This is a genomic window from Terrabacter sp. RAF57, assembly GCF_052113925.1.
Classification (GTDB): domain Bacteria; phylum Actinomycetota; class Actinomycetes; order Actinomycetales; family Dermatophilaceae; genus Terrabacter.
The window spans coordinates 1-19,605 of the sequence record NZ_JBFRDT010000029.1 but is presented as its reverse complement, the minus strand read 5'-3'; the positions used below and the strand labels follow the sequence as shown (position 1 = coordinate 19,605).

Below are 19,605 nucleotides of genomic sequence, written 5' to 3'. Positions count from 1 at the left end.
GATGTCGAGAAGGGTAACCGCTTTTGTCTGACGCACGCGATCCGCTCCGCGCCCGCCTGGCGCTGGCCACGGGACGGTCGGCGGGACGGCTCTCGCAGGCCCTCGGCAAGGGCTCCGGCTCCATGATCGGTGGCCGCCTCGCCCTCCGCGTCGACCCGCAGGTGCTCCGCGCCGTGGCCGGTGACCGGCGCAGCGTCCTCGTCACCGGGACGAACGGCAAGAGCACCGTGACGGCCCTCGTCGCTGCGGCGATCACGCCCGGCGGCGCGGTCGTGAGCAACACGACCGGCGCCAACATGACCGATGGCATCGTCACCGCCCTCTCGGCCGACCGCACGTCCGGGCTCGCAGCCCTCGAGGTCGACGAGGTCTACCTCGAGCCCGTCGCACGCGGCACCCGGCCCAAGGCGGTCGTCGTGCTCAACAGCTCGCGCGAGTACACCCGCGGCGTCTCGCTCAGGAGCACGCTCGAGCACTGGCGCCGCACCGCCGCCGCCTTGCCCGACGACTGCGTCGCCATCGTCAACGTCGACGACCCGCTCGTCAGCTGGGCCTTCGAGACCGCGCCGCACCGCATCGGCGTCAGCGGCGGTCTCTACTGGCGCGGTGACGCCCTCATCTGCCCGGCCTGCGGCTCGGTCCAGGACTTCACCGACGACTCGTGGAGCTGCCCCGGCTGCCGGCGTTCGCGGCCCGAGCCCGACTGGAAGGTCGTGCCCGACGGGGACGGCTGGGCCGTCGAGCACGCGGGGGAGCGCACCCGGATCGAGGTCACGGTGCCCGGCCGCACCGGCCCGGTGGGTGGCGCCTTCGCCCTCGCGGCCGCCGACGCCCTCGGCGTCGACGTGGCCGAGGCCGCCGAGCGGGTCAGCGCCGTCGCCGACGTCGACGGACGCTACGCGCCCTACCGCCTCGGCGACCACGCCGCGCGCCTGCTCATGCTCAAGAACCCCGCCGGGTGGGCCGAGGCGATCGACGTCGCCGTCTCGACCGACCGGCCGCTCGTCGTGGCCGTCGACCCCTTCGGACCCAAGGACACCGCCACGATGTGGGAAGCGCCGTTCCAGCGCCTCGCCGGCGAGCGTGTCGCCGTCACGGGCGGGCGCACGGCGGACGCGGTGGCGATCCTCGACGCGGCCGGCGCCGACGTCGTCGAGGCCCCCGACATCGAGTCGGCCGTTCGCGCGCACGCACCGGGCGAGGTGATGGTGGCCTGCAACTACCCGGCCTTCCGCCGCATCTCCAAGCAGTTCCGAGGAGGCACCCATTGAGCAGGGCACTCACCGTGGCCACGCTCTTCCCGCTCGCCACGGTCGCCGCGGCCGACGAGGCCAACGCGAGCGCGCTCGTGCGCCGCGGGGCCGCCCGTGACCTGTCGGTCGAGACCGTCACGGTCGACCGGGCCGACTCCTTCGTCGACGCCGACGTCTACCTCGTCGGCGGCACCGGACGTGGCGGCGTGGCGGCGCTCGTCGAGGCGCTCACCTCGACCGACCTGGCGGCACGGGTCTCGGACGGCGCGGTGCTGCTCGCCGTCGACGCCGGTCTCGACGCGATCGCTCGCTCGTGGGTCGACCCGGCCGGTGCGCGGCACCAGGGCCTTGGTCTCGCGCCGGTCAGCATCCACTCGGCTCCCGAGGTCACCGGCACCGTCGTGACCCGACCGGATGCCTCTCTCGACCTGCCCGCCCTCATCGGCTGGGAGGCCAACGACCTGCGCACGGTCCGCGAGGACGGCGCGCGCGCCCTCTTCACGCTCGAGGCCGGGTCGGGCAACCGCACCGAGGACGCCGTCGGTGGCACGACCGAGGGTGTCCTCGCCGGGTCGATCCTCGGCACTCGTCTGCACGGCCCGCTGCTGGCGCTGAACCCGGAGCTGGCCGACCTCGTGCTGGCCCGGGCGACCCAGAGGTCCGAGCCGTGGCCCGCGCTCGAGTCCCCGGCGGTCGAACGCGCCCGTCGCGAGCGCATCGCCGAGGTGCGGCGCGAGTCGCCCAAGACCGACTGGCGCAGCCGGCTGCCAGGACCCGTCGCAGCACGTCTCCGCCGCTGACCGACCGGCCCTCGTCAACCGTCGAGAGGCCAGAGTCTGCGGGTTCTCGGTCCTCGGTCGTCGAGTGGGCGATGGCGCTGGCCCGCCGCGCCTTTCGAGACGTTCGCGGACGCGACTTCTGGCCTTTCGACGGGTACGCACTCGCGAAGAGTGGCCCCTCGACGGGGTCGCACCCGCGAAGTCTGGCCTTTCGACGGTCAGGGGTGGGGGAGGGCTGTGACGACCAGAGCGGCCGTGACGAGACCGGCGGCCAGGGCGACCTCGATCGCGGCGCCGATGACGTCTCCGGTGACCCCGCCCAGGCGCCGGACCGCGTGCCGTCGCGTGACGACGGCCCCGGCGACCGAGACGAGGACGACAGCGACCGCCCCGACGCCGCCGGCCCAGGACGTGTCGCCGAGCACAGCCGACAGGGCCGCGACCGCGAGGCCGGCCAGCAGGGCGACCGCGGCGACGAGGCCCAGCAGGTGCGCCCGGGACACGGTGCCGGCGACGCCCTGACCGAGCCCGTCGGCACGGGCCGGAGGTATGCCGTCCCGCGTGCACACCGCGCACGCGATGCGGCTCGCCACGAGGGCCACGACGGCCATCGCCGTGCCGAGGGCAYCGCCGAGGAGGGTCGTGAGGCAGGCGGCGTCGAGCAGGAGGGCCAGGACGACCGCCGCAGCACCTGCCGGACCGGTGTCGCCGCGTCGCATGACCTCGAGCGACCGCGCAGGGTCGTGCCCGGAGGTGAGCCCGTCGGCGAGGTCCGCGAGCCCGTCGAGGTGCAGCGCCCGCGACAGCAGCGCCGTGACGACGAGGGCCAGCACGGCCACGACGCGGGCGGGAGCCCAGCCCGTCGTCGACACCGTGCCCAGGGCGGCCAAGGCGAGGAGAGCGGGCGCCGTCGTCAGGGGCGCGAGCAGCATGGCGCGGCCGAGCACGACGTCGGTGACGTGCTCCGGAGGGCCGACGCGGACCGCGGTGAAGGTGCCGAACGCGAGACGCCAGGCGTCACGCATCGAGCGTCCTCGGGCGGGGCTTGCTGGGCACGACGGGGGCGTCGCTGAGGTCGACGACGCGTCCGGCGACGACGAGATGAATGCGCGCCGCCACCGCCGCGACGAGGGCGTTGAGGCGGCCCAGCTCGTCCTGGAAGAGGCGCCCCGAGGCCGTGGTCGCCACGAGGGACCAACCGACCTCGTTCGTCACGATGACGACGGGCACCGTTGCGGTGCAGAGTGACTCGACGAGCCGGTCGCCCTCGCGACGCACGGCGTCGGCCGCAGCAGCGAGGTCGTCCCAGCTCGCGGCATCGACGAGGGCCGTGAGCCACGTGCCGAGGCAGTCGACGAGGACCGGGCCCGTGGCAGCGTCGAGCACCCTGACCACGTCCGTCGTCTCAACGGTCCGCCACGTCGCGGGACGGCGCGTCCGGTGGTCCTCCACGCGCCGGCTCCACTCGGGGTCGGACGCATCGGCCCGACGACCGGTCGCGACATACGTGACGTCGTCGTGGTCCGCGACGAGGTCCTCGGCGTGCCGGCTCTTGCCGCTGCGCACCGGCCCCGTGACGAGGGTCGTCGTGCGGGCTCCGTGCGCGCGGCTCACCGGGCGCCGCCGGCGCCCTGCAGCGGCGAGTCGACGTCGGCGCCCGACGCCCGTGCCGGCTCGAAGACGACCGGCACCCCGAAGGCCGCCCGTCGGGCTCCGCGGCGGAAGACGCGGAGCAGCGCCGGACCGGCCAGCAGGACGAGGACCGCGTTGAGCACCCCCCGCGGCAGGTCCCACGCGAGGGACGTCGCGAGGTAGAAGAGGCCGTAGTGGGCGAGGTTCTCCGAGAGCGGTGCTCCGGGGACGAAGCCCATCCCGCTGGGCGCGTTGGTCCCGAGGAAGGGCCAGAACCAGAGGTTCATGAAGAGCCCGAAGGCGAGTCCCGTCACGAGGGCGTATGCCGCGAGCACCCACCGCTCGGCGCGTCCTCCCGCGCGGGCCGGCAGCAGACCGGCACCGAGCCCGATGCCCCCGGCGCAGATCATCTGGAAGGGGAGCCACGGGCCGACGCCCCCCGTGAGCAGCGCCCCGGTGGTGACGGCGAGGGAGCCGGAGACGAAGCCGACGCCGGGCCCGAGCACACGCCCGGCCACGATGACGATGAAGAACATCGGCTCGAGCCCGGCGGTCCCGGCGCTGAGCAGGCGCAGCCCACCGCCGGCCGCTGCCGCCACCCCGAGGACGGCAATCGTCTTGGCGTCGAGGCGTCCGGCCGTGACCTCCGCGAGGCAGACGACCGCGAGCAGCCCGAGGAGGACGGCGAAGAGCCAGGGCGCGTCGTTGCCGTGGTCGCGCGCGAAGTCCCCGGTGACGAAGAAGGGCCAGGTGAACGCCACCAGCCCGACGACGCCGACCACCGCGACGGCCACGACCGCCGGCCAGCGCAGCGGGATGACCCGGCGCCCGGTCATGCGATCCTCGCGAGGGCGCCCGCGACCTCGGCCACGGTGAGCCAGGTCTGGGGGAGGAGCACCTTCGTCACCTGCGGGGCGAAGGCCGGCGAGGACGCGAGGACCTCGCGTGCCGGGCCGTCGGTGACGACCTCCCCGTCGGCGAGGATGACGACACGGTCGGCGACCTCGGCCGCCAGCTCGACGTCGTGGGTGGCGAGCAGGACGGTCGTGCCCTGGGCCGCCAGTCCGGTGAGCATCTCGCCGAGACGCTTCTTCGCGCCGTAGTCGAGGCCGCGCGTCGGCTCGTCGAGCAGGAGCACCTCGGGCGACCCCGAGAGGATGACGGCCAGCGCGAGCTCGAGCCGCTGTCCCTCGGAGAGGTCGCGCGGGTGGACCGTGGGGTCGATGCCCCCGGAGATGCGGTCGAGCAGGCCGCGGGCCGTGCCCGGGGCGGCGCCGAAGTCCTCGTCGGCCGCGGTGCACTCGGCCGCCACGGTGTCGGCGTAGAGGAGCAGCTCGGGCTGCTGCGGCACGAGCCCGACGGTCCGCACCCGCTCGCGGGCGGACCTCGCGTGCGGGTCGACGCCTCCGGCCCCGACGCGCACCGTCCCCCCGGCCAGCCGGTGCTGGGCCGCGATGGCTCCGAGGAGCGTCGACTTGCCCGCGCCGTTGCGGCCCATGAGGGTCGTCACCGAGCCACGCGCCACGGCGAGGTCGACACCGTCGAGGACGACCCGGCCGCCGCGCGAGACGCGAAGGCCGTCGACGGTGACCGCGTCGGCCGGCCCGGTCACCCTGAGGTCTGCCACGGGGCGAGGTGTGCTCGTGCCGAGGGCTTCGCGCAGGGCGGCCGCCTTGCGGCGCGCGTCGCGGATGGACAGCGGCGTCGGCGACCACCCGACGAGGCGGGAGAGACCGACGACGGGCGGGTAGATCTGGGAGCGGAGCATCGCCTCGGCGGGGTCGAGCAGCTCGGACGCGTGTCCTTCGTCGACGAGGACGACGCGGTCGGCATGGTGCACGACGCGTTCGAGCCGGTGCTCGGCCAGCACGACGGTGACCCCGAGGTCGTGCACGATGCGATGGAGCGAGGCCAGGACCTCCTCTGCCGCAACGGGATCCAGGGCCGACGTCGGCTCGTCGAGCACGAGGACTCGAGGGCCGGCGGCGAAGAGCGCGGCGATCGCGACCCGCTGCTGCTGACCACCCGAGAGGGTGCGCAACGCCCGGGCGCGCAGCGGCGTCAGCCCGAAGAGGTCGAGGGTCTCCTCGACGCGGCGGCGGATCGTCGTCGAGTCCAGCCCCATCGTCTCCATGCCGTAGGCGACCTCGTCCTCGACGACGTCGGTGACGAAGGTCGAGGACGGGTTCTGCTCGACGAGGCCGACCACCGTCGCGAGGTCACGAGGTCGGTGCTCGGCCGTGTCGAGCCCGTCGACGGTGATGCGTCCGGTGAGCGTGCCGCCGCTGAAGTGCGGGACCAGCCCGTTGATGGTGCGCAGCAGCGTGGACTTGCCGCTTCCCGTGGGGCCGACGACGAGGACGAGCTCGCCCTCGGGGATCCCGAGCGTGACGTCGTGGAGGCTGGGAGCGGGGGCGTCGGCATACTGCACCGACACGTGCTCGAAGGTGATCACGGTGCGACCTCCCGGGGACGGGGCGACAGCCAGGCGGGGAGGGCGGCCACGAGCAGCGCGAGGACGGCGACGAGGGGCACGGCGGGCAGCACGGCCTGCTGGCTGGGCACGATGCCCTCCCAGCCCTGCACCGAGCCGACGACGAGGACCGCGGCGGGCACGGCGCCCGCGACGACCGTCACGGTCTCGGTCCACGTCCAGCGGTCGCGGCGGTGGCCCGACCGGGGGTCGCGCGACGCACCGACGAGCAGGCTCGAGCCGGCGAGGAGCGCGCCCAGCACGAGGACCGGCAGCCCGAGCACCCCGCCGGCCGAGGAGTCGAGGAGGCCGTAGAGACCGGCGAGGACCCCGACGAGGCCGGCGAGGGCGAGCCCCGTCGCGGCCCGACGGCTCGTCGTCGTGGAGCGGACGGCGCGGCCGTAGCCACGGGACTCCATCGACGCCGCCAGCCCGAGCGACCGCTCGAACGCGGTCTCGAGCACGGGCACGGTGAGCCGGGCCATCTCGCGCAGGCCGCGGCCGTCACGACCGCGCAGCGTGCGCGCTGCGCGCACCTCGCGGGCGTCGGTCAGCAGCTGCGGCGCGAACGTCAGCCCCACGACGACGGCGGTGCCGACGTCGTAGAGGGTGGCGGGCAGGTATCTCAGCAGTCGGCGCGGGCTCGCCAGCGCGTTGGCGGCACCGAGGCAGGCGAGGACCGCGGCGAGGCGCAGAGCGTCGTAGGCGGCATACAGCAGGGACTCGAGCGTCACCGTCCCGCCGATGCGCACGCCCGCCGCCCAGTCCGGCAGCGGCACGCTCGGCAGGGTCATGACGACGGTCTCACCGACGATGCCGTTGCCCAGCAGGGCCGTCATGACGATGCGGAACGCGACGATGACGGCACCGATGGCGAGGAAGGCGGGCAGCGGGTTGACCGTGGCAGGGTCATGGCGCTCGTCGACGACGAGGACGCAGACCCCGATGACGAGCAGCAGGAGCACCGGGTTGGTCGTGCGCGACGCAGCGGTGGCCAGGCCCAGCCCCCACAGCCACCAGGCTGCGGGGTGCTGGAGCCGGGCCCTGCGCTGGAGTCGCGCCACGCTCGTCGTGGCTCCTCAGCCGTCCTGGCGAGCGCGCGACCGCGAGCGCATGAGCAGGTAGCCGATGAGCGCGAGCAGGACGAGGCCCGCGATGACGTAGGCCGCAACGGTCCCCCCCGACGTACCGGACGTCGGCGCCGCGGCGACGTCGGTGCCCGAGGCGGCCGGGGTCGAGGCCGACACGGACGGCGTGGCCGCCGGAGCGGCGATGGTCACCGGCTGGTCGGCGGCCTTGGCCTCGGGGGTGACCTCCTTGACGGCACCGCCGCAGTCGCTCGTCGGGTAGCCGTCGACGCCGCAGACGAGGCCCTTCTCGGTGCGCACGTCACCGGCGACGGCGAGCACAGCAGCGCTCGTCGCGTCCGTGGCGACGACCGCGCACAGGGCCTTCGGCTCGGGCGGCGTGGCGCCGTCGGCGGCATCGGCCGGGCGGCCGAAGTCGACGACGAGACCGACGCGCTTCTTGCCCGACACGGCCGCAGTGGTGCCACAGACCTGCTCGAACGTGAGGACGGCGCGCGGATAGCGCGTCGAGGCCTCGTCGGCGACCGCGAAACGCCAGCCGTCGACGCTGCCGTCCTTGGGGGTCGTCTGGTCCGGGCCCTTCTGCGCGAAGGTCCAGGCGCCGTCGGAGAGCTGGTAGAAGCCCCAGTAGCGGTACGCGGCGGCGTGGGCCGGCGCGATGGTGAGGGCCGAGAGGCAGGCGGCGACGAGCGCGGCGAGCACGACTCGGAGCGGGGCACGACGGACAGGGGACACGGTTTCCTCCTCGCGGTGGGACACCATGTCGGGTCTGCTGGCTGCGGCCGGCCCGGCGGGGTGACTCCGGTCCGCATTCCACGACAGACTGACAAAGGAGCCGGTGGGACGCGGGTTTTCCGGCTGGTCACCCCGGGCCGCGCGGCGGCGGGAGGTGGCATCACGGTTGCGGGTCAGCGCCGGAGTCACACCGGCTTGCCCCATCGTCCTTCGGTTAGGCGAACCGTCGCACGCGGGGCCTGCGCCCGTCAAACGGCGTGCCAACTGATATGTAGTGGCTTCCTGTCAAGGGGCAGGGTGAGGCGCCGTCGGGACCATGAGTCCTGACGGCGCCTCTGCTTCGTCGTGAGGTGGCTGGTGAGCGTGTCGTTGGCGACGCGCGGTCAGACTGATATGCGCGGGTTGGGTACCGCAGGACGGTGGTTCGGCAGGAAGGGGACCGCGTGTCTAGGGTCGAGCGTCGCTGTGTCCCAGTGGGATTGGCTGCTCATAGTTGGCTCGCGGGTCGTTCCTCGCGCTGCCACCGGCCACCTGCTCGGCGAAGCGGCTTCCGGGGTGCTTAGTCGTCGTCCATGACAGCCAGCGACCAGCACCAGCCGGCCAGCTCTCGGGCGACCGCGACGTTGGCGACAGTGTGCCGTTTGCGCCGCTCGGTGAAGACGACCCACCGGTGGTGCAGCCGCCGGTTGCCCTCATCGCCACGGGCTCGGGCAGCCGGTGACGCGAGGTCCCACCGGTCACGCATCGTCTTGCCTGCGACGTACCGGGCGCGGTGGTGCCAGGCTGCCTCGACGAGCAGCCTCCGGGCGTGGCCGTTACCGGCCTTGGTCACCGATCCCTGCAGCCGGGACGCGCCCGAGGAGTGCTCGCTGGGCACCAGACCGACGAACGAGCCGATCGTGTTGCCGGTGAACCGGTGCCAGTCGCCGATCTCGACGGCGAGGGCGAACGCGGTCAAGGTACTGACCCCACGGAGGCAGCCCAGGCGGTGCACGACCGGGGTGAACTCGCTGTCGGCGGCCATCGCCGTGATCGCCGCGTCGAGCCGGTCCCGGCGAGCCCTCACCGCCAGCACCGCGTCGAAGTCGGACTCGAACGCCAGCCGGGTGGCCGCCGCGTCGAAGCGCTGTCGTCGCAGCCACGCCTCGTGCGCGCCCGTCCACGCCTGACCGTCGGAGTACACGATGCCCTGGCGCAGCAGCAGCTTCGACAGTCGGTGTCGGGCCCGCATCAGGTCCCCGCGGCAGTCCTCACGGGCACGGACCAGGTCCCGGGCCGCCTCCGTCGCCGGTGTCGGGACCGTCACCGCCGTGACCTCGTCCAGGCGCAGCAGCCGGGCCAGGTGGACCGCGTCCCGGGCGTCGGTCTTGACCCGGTCACCGGCTGGGCGCTGCAGCTTCGAGGGGGCCGCGACCACGCACCGGATCCCGGTAGCGTCCAAGGCCCGCGCCAGCCCGAACCCTGTCGGACCCGCCTCGTAGGCCACCGCCACCGGCCCGGGCAGCGCTGCCAGCCAGGACTGGATGTGTTCGTGTGACGGGGTCAATCGCGTCTGGAACAGCTCGCCTGTGACGCCATCGATCGCCGCTGCCGCGACCGATCGTGCGTGCACATCGAGCCCCACGCTCGTACGCTCGGTAAACACCGGGGCCTCCCACAACTGTCGGATAGGCCGAGCAGGCAGCCCCTACTCGGTAACCCACGAACATGTGTGAGTGAGGCCCCGGCCCGCAACCCCTCAGCGCTCCCGAGCGGTCACTCCATACCGTCTAGGGTGTCCGCATGAGTGCTGACTGGTCCTGGCTGTTCCTCGACGCGCACGGCAACCCGGTGGAGGGTGAGGGCGTGACGACCTCGGGATTCCCGACCCAGAGCGACGCCGAGAGCTACCTGGGGGAGTCGTGGCGCGAGCTGCTCGACGCTGGGGTCGAGGCGGTCACCCTGCGCGAGAACGACACCGTCGTCTACGGCCCGATGAGCCTGCGGGCCGCGGAGTGAGCGCGTCGCACGGCGCCGGCAGCCCGTCGGACACGGCGCTGTCGGCGGGGCTCGAGCGCGACCTGCTCGCCCGGGTCGTCACGGCCCAGCGCACCTGGCGCTCTCCCGGCGTCAGCGTCGGCGTCGTGCGCGAGGGCGCGCTCGTCTGGTCGGCGCACGTGGGGGCGGCCCGGCTCGGGTCGCAGCCCGCGCCCGCCACCGACGACACGCAGTTCATGATCGGCTCGGTCACGAAGACGTTCACGGCCCTGACGGTCATGTCGCTGCGCGACGAGGGCCTGCTGTCCCTCGACGACGCGCTCGAGACGTACGTGCCGGGCACGAAGCACGCGCGGGTCCCGCTGCGGCAGATGCTCGCCCACGCCTCCGGGCTGCAGCGCGAGCCGGTCGGCAACATCTGGGAGAGCCTCGTGGCCCCCGAGCGAGACGAGTTCCTCGCCGGCCTCGAGGAGGCGGAGCAGGTGCTCCCCGCCCACCACGCCTTCCACTACTCCAACCTCGCCTACGGCCTCCTCGGCCAGGTCGTCGAGCGCGTCACGGGCCGGGGCTGGGAGCATGTCGTCCGCGAGCGGGTGCTCGAGCCGCTCGGGATGGACCGCACCGGCCTGACGCCGGCCGACGACCGGGCAATCGGCTACCAGGTCGACCCGTACGCCGGCACGGCGAGCGAGGAGCCGCTCTTCACGCTCAACGCGACGGCACCGCTGGGTGGCCTGTGGTCGACCGTCGCCGACATGGCGCGCTACGCCGCCTACGTCGCGAACCCCGACGACCGGGTCGTGCGACCCGAGACCGTCGAGGAGATGTGCCGGCCGATCATCATGACCGACGTCGACGGCTGGAGCGGTGCCTACGGCCTCGGCTTCGGGATGGGCCGCCGCGGCGACCGGGTCTATGTCGGCCACGGCGGCGCGATGCCGGGCTTCCTCACCGGCCTGCGGGTCCGGCGCAAGGACGGAGTCGGCGCGATCGTCTTCGCCAATGCCACCTCCGGCGCCCTGACCCTCGGGCTTGCCACCGACCTCGTCGAGGCCGTCGTCGACGCCGAACCGGCTCTGACCGCGGCGTGGGTGCCCGAGACGGCTCAGCCCGCCCTGACCGAGCTCCTCGGCCTCTGGTGGTCGGAGGGGTCGCCGATCACGTTCTTCGTGCGCGGCGGCGAGCTGTGGTCCAGGCTCGCCGACGACGAGCCGCTGTCGGAGACGCGGTATGCCGCCGAGGGCACCGACCGCTTCCGCGCCGTGGCGGGCCGGGAGCGCGGCGAGGTGCTCGAGGTCGTGCGTGCCGCCGACGGCTCCGTCGACAAGCTCTACTTCGCGACGTATGCCGTGACGCGGGCGCCGCTGGCGTTCGCCGACCTGCAGGGCTGACGGCGGCGGTCGGCCGCACCCCGTCCGACCCGGCGAGGGCGGGTCAGGCGGGGTGCTCGCCGCGGGCGACCTGCGGCTTCGGCATGCGCGTGCGGCGCATCTGGAAGGCGCGCATGATGGCGTACCACGCGTCACCCTTCTCGGCGCCACCGAACTTGTCGTCCATCTTGCGGCGCGTGCGGCGCCACATGAGGAGGGCGTCGCCGATGGCCACGAGGATGAGGCCGTAGACGAGGACGAAGACGAGCAGCAGGGCCCAGTTCGTCCGGACGAAGCTGAGCAGCAGCACGATCAGCATGATCGGCAGCATGAACTCGCCGATGTTCCAGCGGGCGTCGACGGTGTCGCGGATGAACCGGCGACGGGGGCCCTTGTCGCGGGCCGGGAGGTACTTCTCGTCACCCGTCATCATGCCGGCGCGCTGCTTGGCCATCGCCTCGCGGCGGGCCGTCTTGTCCTGCTTCGTCGCGGCCTTGCGGTCGGTGACGATGAGGGGACGCTTGTTGAGGGCCTCCTGCTCGCGCCGCTTCGGCGTGGGCCGGTTCTTCGCCCCGGCGCGTGCCGACGCGTCCGTCGAGGCCGTGGGTGCGAGGTCTTCGTTGAGGGTCTTCTTGCGTCCGAACACGGGGACACTCTAAGCCGAAGGGCGTCCTGGGCCCGCATCGCGCCCGCGGCCACCCGGCATACGACCCCTCGCGGTCAGGCCCCGGGGGTCGTGCGGAGCGGGACGAAGCGGTAGTGCCCGTGCCGGCTCGTCACGAGCGTGCCGTGGTCGCGCACGACGAGCGTCATCGAGCCGGCGACGGGGAGGACGAGCCGCCCCGGGTCGCCGAGCTGGTCGACGAGTGGCTGGGGCAGGGTCTGCGCCTCGGCGGACACGAGGATGCGGTCCCAGGGCCCCCGGTCCGGGGCGCCGAGCACCCCCGCGGCGGCCTCGTGGATCTCGGCCCACGGCATCCGGCTGGCGGCGAGGTTCGCGGCACCCCATCGCGCGAGGGCGGGCTCGAGCTCGACGCCGACGACCTCGCCGGTGGGTCCGGTGAGGTGGGCGAGCAGGGCGGTCGTCCATCCGGAGCCCGAGCCGACGTCGAGGACGCGCTGTCCGGGCTGCACGTCGAGGAGGCGCAACATGTCGGCGACCGTCCGCGGCTGCGAGTTCGTCTGCCCGTGCCCGATGAGGATGGGGCCGTCGTGACCCGCGCGGGACCGGGCGCCGCGGGGGAGGAAGCCGGCCCGGGGCACGGCGGCGAAGGCCTGCTGCACCCGGTCGACGGCGTCCATGGTCCGAGCCAAGCACGCCCGGGTCCGGACGTCAGCCCCGGAGCCCGTCGCCACGGGCGTCGACGGGCGGAGTCAGGCCGTGCGGCGGGCGATGACGTGCACGAGGGTGCCGAGGGCGCGGTAGGGATCGGTCGAGCCGAGCCGCTCCTCGACGTCGAGCAGCATCGCCAGCTCGTCGCCAGCGGGTGCCGGCTCGTCCACCCCGACGTCGTCGCTCGCGATGCGGATGCCGTACCACGCGACGAGCTCGAGGCCCGCGGCCTCGCAGTCGACCGTCAACGAGGCGAGCGTGTCTGCGCGCGCGTCGACGCCGATCTCGTTGCGGTAGCGGGCATCCCGGCCCTGCTCGGCTGCGCGGCGCGTCTCGTCGAGCACCGCCAGGGCAGCGGACCAGTCATGCCGGCCGGCCGGGCGCCAGGCCATGGCGTCGCCGTTGCGAGCCGCGATCGACACGATGCCGCCCGGGGCGACCCGGCGGGCCAGGCCGGCGACCGCGGCGCGGCTCTCGGGGAGGTACATCAGCACGCCATGGCACATGACGACGTCGTAGGCCGTCGGCCGCGTCACGCTCGCGAGCCCGGCGAGGTCGGTGGCCACGAGCGTGACGCGCTCCCGCTGCTCCGGGGTGAGCCCGGCGGCAGCCTGCTCGAAGGCGGCACGCATCCGTCCGTCCGGCTCGGCGGCCGTCACCGAGTGACCGAGTCGGGCCAGGCGCAGTGCCTGCGTCCCCTGGCCGGCGCCGACGTCGAGGACGCGCAGGGGTCCGCGAGGCAGGTGCTCCGCGAGCTGCCGGGTGACCATCTCCTGGCGCACGACGTTGCGCAGGTTGCCCAGGCGCTCGAGCCAGGGCTGCTGCCCGGCGACGAACGTGTTGTCTCCCATCCGGTCGAACCTACCCATCAGGGACGACAGCCCCCCGCGGCTGCACCCGCAGCAGGCGTTCCGTCGCGACGACGAAGCGGTACGTCGGCTCCCTCGTTGGCCCCGCGCCGGCCTCGGTAGGGTCGGGCAGGTGACTGACGACGCCCTCACCCCCGACCAGATCCAGCTGATCCGCGACCGCGTGGCCGAGCTCATGCCGCAGGTGCGGGCCGACCTCGAGGAGCTCGTGCGCATCCCGAGCGTCTCGGCCTCGTCCTTCGACCAGAGCCAGGTGGCCCGGAGCGCCGAGGCAGTCGCCGAGCTGCTCCGCCGCGAGGGCCTCGACGTCGAGGTCGTCGTCGAGGGCGGCCGCCCGGCGGTCATCGGGCACCTCGACGGTCCCGCAGGCGCCCCGACGGTGACGCTCTACGCGCACCACGACGTGCAGCCCCCCGGTGACGACGCCGACTGGGACAGCTCGCCCTTCGAGCCCGTGGAGCGCGACGGGCGCCTCTACGGCCGTGGTGCGGCCGACGACAAGGCCGGAGTCATGGCCCACGTCGCGGCACTGCGCGCGCACGCCGGCAACCTGCCGGTCGGCGTCACGCTCTTCGTCGAGGGGGAGGAGGAGTCCGGCTCGCCGTCGCTCGGCACGATCCTCGAGAAGCACGGCGACCGCCTCGCCGCCGACGCCATCGTCATCGCCGACTCCGGCAACTGGGACATCGGCACGCCCGCCCTGACCACGACCCTGCGCGGGGGCATCCGCGTCGTCGTCCGCGTCCAGACGCTCGACCACTCCGTGCACTCGGGCATGTTCGGCGGCGCGGCACCCGACGCCACCACCGCCCTCGTGCGCCTCCTCGCCTCGCTCCACGATGCCGACGGCAACGTGGCCGTGGCCGGTCTCGACGCGGGCGAGGCCGCCGACATCGACTACGACGAGCAGCGCTTCCGCGCGGAGTCGGGCCTGCTCGACGACGTGTCGCTCATCGGGTCTGGCTCGATCCTCAGCCGGCTCTGGAACAAGCCCTCGATCACGACGATCGGTATCGACGCGACGTCCATCGACAAGGCGTCGAACACCCTGTCCGCGAAGGCCGCTGCCAAGATCTCCGTTCGCCTGGCCCCGACCCAGGACCCCCTCGTGGCCTTTGACCGCGTGCGTGAGCACCTCGAGGCCAACGCTCCCTGGGGGGCCAGGCTCACGGTCGAGCTCGAGGAGCACGGCTCGGGCTTCGCCGCCGACGCGAACGGACCCGTCTACGACGAGGCGCGTGCGTCGTTCGCCGACGCCTGGGGCACCGAGCCCGTCGACATGGGGGTCGGTGGCTCGATCCCGTTCATCTCCGACTTCTCGGCCCGCTTCCCCGACGCGTCGATCATCGTCACGGGCGTCGAGGACCCCGACACGCGCGCCCACGGCGCGAACGAGTCGCTGCACCTCGGCGAGTTCGAGAAGGTCTGCGTGGCCGAGGCGGTCTTCCTCGCCCGGCTGGGAGCGCTGCGGTCCACCCGCTGAGGCGGACGGCATACGCCATCGGCAGGACCATCCACAGGGGAACAGCGGAACAGCGGAACGGCGGGCCAGGCCCGGCCGGCGGCTCAGGTGGCAGAGACCGCCGAGCCGCGGTAGAGCTGCTCGCGCAGCTCGAGGGCGTACGCGTCCGCGCCGGGCATCCCGAGCTCCTCGGCCACCGCGACCTCGGCCTCGACGTCGTAGGGCACCCGGACGAAGGTGATGCCGACGTGGCCCGCGGGCTCGTCGAGGTCCCCGCGGGGCAGCGTGCCCTCGAGGACGACGTAGGGGGCGCCGGGACCGTCGAGGGCGTTGCCGACCGACCCGGCGTTGAAGACGGTGATGCCGTGGTCGACGGCGAGGTAGGCGCCGTGGATGTCGCCGTAGCCGACGATGGTCGGCACCGGCCCGTCGCCCGTGAACGCGGTCTGCGCGACGAAGGCCCGGTGCTCCTCCTCGGTCGTCGGGGCGAAGACGCGGTGGAACTCGCTCACCGGCGAGGCGTGGAAGAAGCGGATCGGCTGGCCGCTCAGCACGATCTCGTGGACGTTGGGCAGCGTTGCGAGCCAATGCCGCTCGTCCTCTGACAGCGTGTCGCGCACCCACTGGCCGTGCTCCCACGGCTGCACGGTGTCGCGCGCGATGAAGGTGTCCCAGTTGCCCCGGACAGTCGGGATGGCGCGCTCCCGCGTCATCCGGATGCACTCCGACCCCCGCGGTCCCTTGCCGATGAGGTCGCCGAGGTTGACGACGTGCTCGATACCGCGGTGCGCGATGTCTGCGAGCACGGCTTCGTACGCCGTGACGTTCCCGTGCACGTCGGACACGACGGCGACCCGGTGGAGGTCGCCTGCGGTGGCCGCCACCGGGCGTCAGTCCTTGTGGGTGGTGCCGGGCAGGGCGAGCATCCGGTCGAGCGCGGCTCGCGCCTCGGCGGCCACGGTCGGGTCGACGCGGATCGGGTTGACGACCCGGCCCTCGACGAGGGACTCGAGCGCCCACACGAGGTGCGGGAGGTCGATGCGGTTCATCGTCGAGCAGTAGCAGACGTTCTTCTCCAGGAAGGCGATCCGCTGTTCGGGGAACTGCTGGGCGAGGCGGCGCACGAGGTTGAGCTCGGTGCCGACGACCCACGACGTGCCGGCCGGGGCGGCGGCGATCGTCTGGATGATCTTCTCCGTCGAGCCGACCTCGTCGGCCCGCTCGACGACCTCGTACTGGCACTCGGGGTGGACGATGACCTTGACGCCGGGGATCTCGCGGCGGGCGGCCTCGACGGCGTCGACGGAGAAACGGCCGTGCACGGAGCAGTGCCCACGCCAGAGGATCATCCGGGYGTTCTCGAGCTGCTCCCGGGTCAGGCCGCCGTTCGGGCGGTGCGGGTCCCAGACGACGCAGTCGTCGAGCGACAGGCCGAGCTCGCGCACGGCCGTGTTGCGGCCGAGGTGCTGGTCGGGCAGGAAGAGCACCTTGCCGGTGCCGGTCCCGTCCAGCCCGACGCCACCGACCTGCTCGAAGGCCCAGTCGAGGGCGGTGCGGGCGTTGGAGCTCGTGCAGATCGTGCCGCCGTGGCGCCCGGTGAAGGCCTTGATCGCGGCGGCGGAGTTCATGTAGGTGACCGGGATCGTCTGCTCGGCGACGCCGGCTGCGGTCAGCTGCTCCCAGCAGTCCTCGACCTGGGCGATCGCGGCCATGTCGGCCATCGAGCAGCCGGCGGCGAGGTCGGGCAGGATCACGGTCTGCTCGTCGCTCGTGAGGATGTCGGCGGACTCGGCCATGAAGTGCACGCCGCAGAAGACGATGTAGGGCGCGTCCGGCCGGGCGGCGGCGTCGCGGGCGAGCTTGAACGAGTCACCGGTGACGTCGGCGAACTCGATGACCTCGTCGCGCTGGTAGTGGTGCCCGAGGACGAAGACGCGGTCCCCGAGCGCGGCCTTGGCCGCGCGCGCCCGCTCGACGAGGTCGGGGTCGGACGCCGCCGGAAGGTCGCCCGGGCACTCGACGCCGCGCTCGGTGTGCAGGTCGGTGCCCTGCCCGAGCACGAGGAGGGGGAGCGGAGCGGGAGCCGGGGCCGATGCCGTGTCGGTCGTCATGTGCAGATCGTATGCCGCCCCGAGCGCTCCCAGCGCCCGGGCACTTGACCTCAAGTGAACTTGATGTCTGAGGCTGTGGCCATCGACCCACGACCACCTTTGGAGTCATGATGCCCACCGCACTCGTCACCGGTGCCACCCAAGGCCTCGGCCGGGCCTTGGCCGAGGCCCTCGCCGTCCGGGGCTGGGACCTCGTCGTCACCGCCCGCGACGCCGACCGTCTCGCCGAGACCGTCTCCGCCCTGGGCGACCACGGCCACGACGTCGTCGGCCTCGCCGGCGACGTCAGCGACGCCGTCCACCGCGACGACGTCGCCCACGTCGTGACCGGGCCGGCCGGTCCGGACGGCCTCGACCTGCTCGTCCACAACGCGAGCACCCTCGGCCCGCTCCCGCTGCGTCCGCTGCGCGACCTGACGACGGACGACCTCGCGGCCGTGCTCGCCGTCAACGTCGTCGCGGCGCACTCCCTGACCTGCTCGCTGCTGCCGTCGCTCGAGGCCACCGGAGGGACGGTCCTTGCGATCTCGTCCGACGCCGGCGTCGAGCACTACGAGACGTGGGGCGCCTACGGCGCCAGCAAGGCCGCGCTCGACCACCTGACGCTGACCCTCGGGGCGGAAGTGCCCTCGATCCGCGCATACGCCCTCGACCCCGGCGACATGCGTACCGCGATGCACCAGGCGGCGTTCCCGGGGGAGGACATCGGCGACCGGCCGCTGCCGGAGGAGGTCGCCGTGCCCGGGATCATGGCGCTGCTCGCGTCGCGACCCGCCAGCGGTCGGTACCAGGCTGCCGAGCTGCTCGCGGCGACGTCGGGGGTGGCCTCGTGACCGCGGCCCTCGCGCACGTCCCGCACACCGTCTTCCGCGCCACCGACGACCTCACGGCCGACGCCCCGCCCGAGAGGAGAGGCCTCGACCGGGACGGCGTCCGCCTGCTCGTCGCCTCGGAGCCCGCCTCGGGAACCGTGCGCGTCGAGCACACGACGTTCGCCGCCATCGGCGACCACCTGTCGCCCGGCGACCTGCTCCTCGTCAACAACTCGGCGACCGTGGCGGGCGAGATCGACGGTCGGGTGGCCGGACGCGGCGCCGTCGTCGTCCACGTGGCCTCCGAGCTCGACGACTGCACCTGGGTCGTGGAGCTGCGCACCGCCCCCGACGCACGGCACCCGGTGCTCGACGCGCCCGAGGGCGACGTCGTCGACCTCGCGGCGGGCGGCCCCCGGCTGCGCCTCGAGGCGCCCTACCCGAGGCCCGACTCGTCCCCGACGGGACACGGCAACCGGCTGTGGCGGGCGACGCAGCTCGACGACTGCACCCTCGCGGAGCACCTCGCGACGCACGGCCGGCCCATCGCCTACGGCTACCTCCGTTCGAGGTTCCCGCTCGAGGACTACCAGACGGTMTTCGCCCGGCTGCCGGGCAGCGCCGAGATGGCGAGCGCCGCCAGACCGTTCACCGCCGACCTCGTGACCGGGCTCGTGTCGTCGGGCGTCGTCGTCGCTCCCGTGACGCTGCACACCGGCCTGTCGTCACAGGAGGCCGGTGAGGCGCCGCAGCCCGAACGGTTCGCCGTGTCGGGGGAGACGGCAGCCCTCGTCAACCTCGTGCGCGACCGCGGGCGCCGGGTCGTCGCCGTCGGCACGACGGCGACGCGGGCCATCGAGTCGGCGACCGGTCCGGACGGCCGGGTGCGCGCGGCGGCGGGCTGGACCGAGGTCGTCATCTCGCCGGACCGTCCGGCCCGCGTCGTCGACGGGCTCGTCACCGGCTGGCACAACCCGGACGCCTCGCACCTGCTCCTCGTCGAGTCGGTCGCGGGGGCCGACCTGGCCCAGCAGGCGTACGACGAGGCGGTGGCGCACCGCTATGCCTGGCACGAGTTCGGCGACGCCGGCCTCTTCCTGCCCCACCGCTGACTACCGCCCCTCGCGCCGACATCCACTGCTGGTCGAGGTGATCGCGCCGCCCACGGTCGTGCCGCGATCACCTCGAACCGCAGTGGGACGCGGCGCGAGGCAGCCGGATGGGAGGATGCCCGACGTGCACGTCATCTTCGCTCCCGACTGCTACACCGGCACGCTCACCGCGTCCCAGGCCGCGGCCGCGATGGCCGAGGGCTGGGGGCGGACGGCGCCGGGCGACCGTGTCACGCTCGTGCCGCTCTCCGACGGCGGACCCGGCTTCGTCGACGTCCTCGCCGAGACGCTCACGGGCGAGGTCCACGCCGTCGTGACCACCGACCCGCTCGGCCGTGAGGTGCCCGGCACCATCCTGCTGACGACGGGCGCGGGCGGCCGGACGGCCTACGTGGAGTCGGCGCAGGCGGCCGGTCTGCACCTGCTCGCCCCGGACGAACGCGACCCCACGGTGACGTCGACCTCGGGGGTCGGCACGCTCGTGCTCGCAGCCCTCGACGCCGGCGCCCGGCGCATCGTCATCGGGCTCGGCGGGTCGGGCACCAACGACGCGGGGGCCGGCCTGCTCGGCGCCCTCGGGGTCGGGCCCGCCACCCGCC

At 73.7% G+C, this 19,605-nt stretch carries 20 protein-coding genes; 8 read left to right on the top strand and 12 right to left on the bottom strand.

The features are described 5' to 3' along the window. Nucleotides 1-23: 23 nt before the first annotated feature. A complete protein-coding gene (locus AB4Y83_RS21040) occupies nt 24-1,271 on the top strand; it encodes a hypothetical protein (RefSeq protein WP_442275888.1) in 1,248 nt (415 codons plus the stop codon). Next, complete coding sequence (locus AB4Y83_RS21035; protein ID WP_442298064.1) at nt 1,268-2,053, top strand: hypothetical protein; 786 nt, start codon at nt 1,268-1,270, stop codon at nt 2,051-2,053. The genes AB4Y83_RS21040 and AB4Y83_RS21035 overlap by 4 nt, the downstream gene beginning before the upstream one ends. A 197-nt stretch (nt 2,054-2,250) precedes the next feature. On the opposite strand, the gene AB4Y83_RS21030 is transcribed toward AB4Y83_RS21035, so the two are convergent. The 7 genes from AB4Y83_RS21030 to AB4Y83_RS21000 all read right to left on the bottom strand — a co-directional run bounded on the left by AB4Y83_RS21030 (nt 2,251) and on the right by AB4Y83_RS21000 (nt 9,605). Next, nucleotides 2,251-3,057: an adenosylcobinamide-GDP ribazoletransferase gene (locus AB4Y83_RS21030; RefSeq protein WP_442298063.1), complete on the bottom strand. Its 807-nt coding sequence runs from the start codon at nt 3,055-3,057 to the stop codon at nt 2,251-2,253. Further along, nucleotides 3,050-3,646, bottom strand: a complete 597-nt coding sequence (locus AB4Y83_RS21025; RefSeq protein ID WP_442298062.1) for a bifunctional adenosylcobinamide kinase/adenosylcobinamide-phosphate guanylyltransferase — start codon at nt 3,644-3,646, stop codon at nt 3,050-3,052. The genes AB4Y83_RS21030 and AB4Y83_RS21025 overlap by 8 nt, the downstream gene beginning before the upstream one ends. Next, a complete protein-coding gene (locus tag AB4Y83_RS21020) occupies nt 3,643-4,500 on the bottom strand; it encodes an ECF transporter S component (protein ID WP_442298061.1) in 858 nt (285 codons plus the stop codon). The genes AB4Y83_RS21025 and AB4Y83_RS21020 overlap by 4 nt, the downstream gene beginning before the upstream one ends. Beyond that, on the bottom strand, nt 4,497-6,119 hold the full coding sequence (locus AB4Y83_RS21015; protein ID WP_442298060.1) for an ABC transporter ATP-binding protein: 1,623 nt from the start codon (nt 6,117-6,119) through the stop codon (nt 4,497-4,499). Before AB4Y83_RS21015 ends, AB4Y83_RS21020 begins: the two co-directional genes overlap by 4 nt. Beyond that, on the bottom strand, nt 6,116-7,201 hold the full coding sequence (locus AB4Y83_RS21010) for an energy-coupling factor transporter transmembrane component T (protein WP_442298059.1): 1,086 nt from the start codon (nt 7,199-7,201) through the stop codon (nt 6,116-6,118). Before AB4Y83_RS21010 ends, AB4Y83_RS21015 begins: the two co-directional genes overlap by 4 nt. Nucleotides 7,202-7,216: 15 nt before the next feature. Continuing rightward, complete coding sequence (locus AB4Y83_RS21005) at nt 7,217-7,960, bottom strand: SCO2322 family protein (RefSeq protein WP_442275895.1); 744 nt, start codon at nt 7,958-7,960, stop codon at nt 7,217-7,219. Between the two features lie 559 nt (nt 7,961-8,519). Further along, entirely contained in the window at nt 8,520-9,605 is a 1,086-nt protein-coding gene (locus AB4Y83_RS21000; RefSeq protein WP_442298058.1) for an IS110 family transposase, read from the bottom strand. A gap of 137 nt (nt 9,606-9,742) precedes the next feature. Between AB4Y83_RS21000 and AB4Y83_RS20995 the strand changes: the two genes are divergently transcribed. Both AB4Y83_RS20995 and AB4Y83_RS20990 read left to right on the top strand, forming a co-directional pair. Continuing rightward, entirely contained in the window at nt 9,743-9,958 is a 216-nt protein-coding gene (locus tag AB4Y83_RS20995) for a hypothetical protein (protein ID WP_056781174.1), read from the top strand. Further along, on the top strand, nt 9,955-11,328 hold the full coding sequence (locus tag AB4Y83_RS20990) for a serine hydrolase domain-containing protein (protein ID WP_442298057.1): 1,374 nt from the start codon (nt 9,955-9,957) through the stop codon (nt 11,326-11,328). Before AB4Y83_RS20995 ends, AB4Y83_RS20990 begins: the two co-directional genes overlap by 4 nt. Nucleotides 11,329-11,371: 43 nt before the next feature. On the opposite strand, the gene AB4Y83_RS20985 is transcribed toward AB4Y83_RS20990, so the two are convergent. From AB4Y83_RS20985 to AB4Y83_RS20975, 3 genes are all read right to left on the bottom strand, one after another. Then, on the bottom strand, nt 11,372-11,953 hold the full coding sequence (locus AB4Y83_RS20985; RefSeq protein WP_056781169.1) for a DUF3043 domain-containing protein: 582 nt from the start codon (nt 11,951-11,953) through the stop codon (nt 11,372-11,374). A gap of 74 nt (nt 11,954-12,027) precedes the next feature. Continuing rightward, on the bottom strand, nt 12,028-12,609 hold the full coding sequence (locus AB4Y83_RS20980) for a protein-L-isoaspartate O-methyltransferase family protein (protein ID WP_442275897.1): 582 nt from the start codon (nt 12,607-12,609) through the stop codon (nt 12,028-12,030). A gap of 72 nt (nt 12,610-12,681) precedes the next feature. Further along, nucleotides 12,682-13,491 carry a class I SAM-dependent methyltransferase gene (locus AB4Y83_RS20975; RefSeq protein ID WP_442275898.1) on the bottom strand — a complete coding sequence of 270 codons (810 nt, stop codon included), beginning with the start codon at nt 13,489-13,491 and terminating at the stop codon, nt 12,682-12,684. 130 nt (nt 13,492-13,621) lie between these two features. On the opposite strand from AB4Y83_RS20975, the gene AB4Y83_RS20970 reads away from it, so the two are divergent. Further along, the gene (locus AB4Y83_RS20970) at nt 13,622-14,992 is read left to right on the top strand and encodes a dipeptidase (RefSeq protein ID WP_442298056.1); all 1,371 of its coding nucleotides are present in this window, start codon (nt 13,622-13,624) and stop codon (nt 14,990-14,992) included. A gap of 83 nt (nt 14,993-15,075) precedes the next feature. On the opposite strand, the gene AB4Y83_RS20965 is transcribed toward AB4Y83_RS20970, so the two are convergent. Further along, nucleotides 15,076-15,855, bottom strand: a complete 780-nt coding sequence (locus AB4Y83_RS20965) for a metallophosphoesterase family protein (RefSeq protein ID WP_442275900.1) — start codon at nt 15,853-15,855, stop codon at nt 15,076-15,078. 6 nt (nt 15,856-15,861) lie between these two features. After that, entirely contained in the window at nt 15,862-17,082 is a 1,221-nt protein-coding gene (nadA, locus tag AB4Y83_RS20960; protein ID WP_442298055.1) for a quinolinate synthase NadA, read from the bottom strand. 107 nt (nt 17,083-17,189) lie between these two features. On the opposite strand from nadA, the gene AB4Y83_RS20955 reads away from it, so the two are divergent. The 3 genes from AB4Y83_RS20955 to AB4Y83_RS20945 form a co-directional block, all read left to right on the top strand. Further along, nucleotides 17,190-17,915, top strand: a complete 726-nt coding sequence (locus AB4Y83_RS20955; protein WP_442298054.1) for an SDR family NAD(P)-dependent oxidoreductase — start codon at nt 17,190-17,192, stop codon at nt 17,913-17,915. Next, nucleotides 17,912-19,006, top strand: coding sequence for an S-adenosylmethionine:tRNA ribosyltransferase-isomerase (locus AB4Y83_RS20950; RefSeq protein WP_442298053.1), 1,095 nt, complete (start codon nt 17,912-17,914; stop codon nt 19,004-19,006). Before AB4Y83_RS20955 ends, AB4Y83_RS20950 begins: the two co-directional genes overlap by 4 nt. Nucleotides 19,007-19,121: 115 nt before the next feature. After that, a partial coding sequence (locus AB4Y83_RS20945) for a glycerate kinase (RefSeq protein WP_442298052.1) occupies nt 19,122-19,605 on the top strand: 484 nt, incomplete at its 3' end.

What these genes read in the sequence shown, in the direction of transcription:
- AB4Y83_RS21020 (WP_442298061.1), bottom strand. Translation starts at nt 4,500, where the DNA reads ATGACCGGGCGCCGGGTCATCCCGCTGCGCTGGCCGGCGGTCGTGGCC.
- AB4Y83_RS20995 (WP_056781174.1), top strand. Translation starts at nt 9,743, where the DNA reads ATGAGTGCTGACTGGTCCTGGCTGTTCCTCGACGCGCACGGCAACCCG.
- AB4Y83_RS20980 (WP_442275897.1), bottom strand. Translation starts at nt 12,609, where the DNA reads ATGGACGCCGTCGACCGGGTGCAGCAGGCCTTCGCCGCCGTGCCCCGG.
- AB4Y83_RS20975 (WP_442275898.1), bottom strand. Translation starts at nt 13,491, where the DNA reads ATGGGAGACAACACGTTCGTCGCCGGGCAGCAGCCCTGGCTCGAGCGC.
- AB4Y83_RS20955 (WP_442298054.1), top strand. Translation starts at nt 17,190, where the DNA reads ATGATGCCCACCGCACTCGTCACCGGTGCCACCCAAGGCCTCGGCCGG.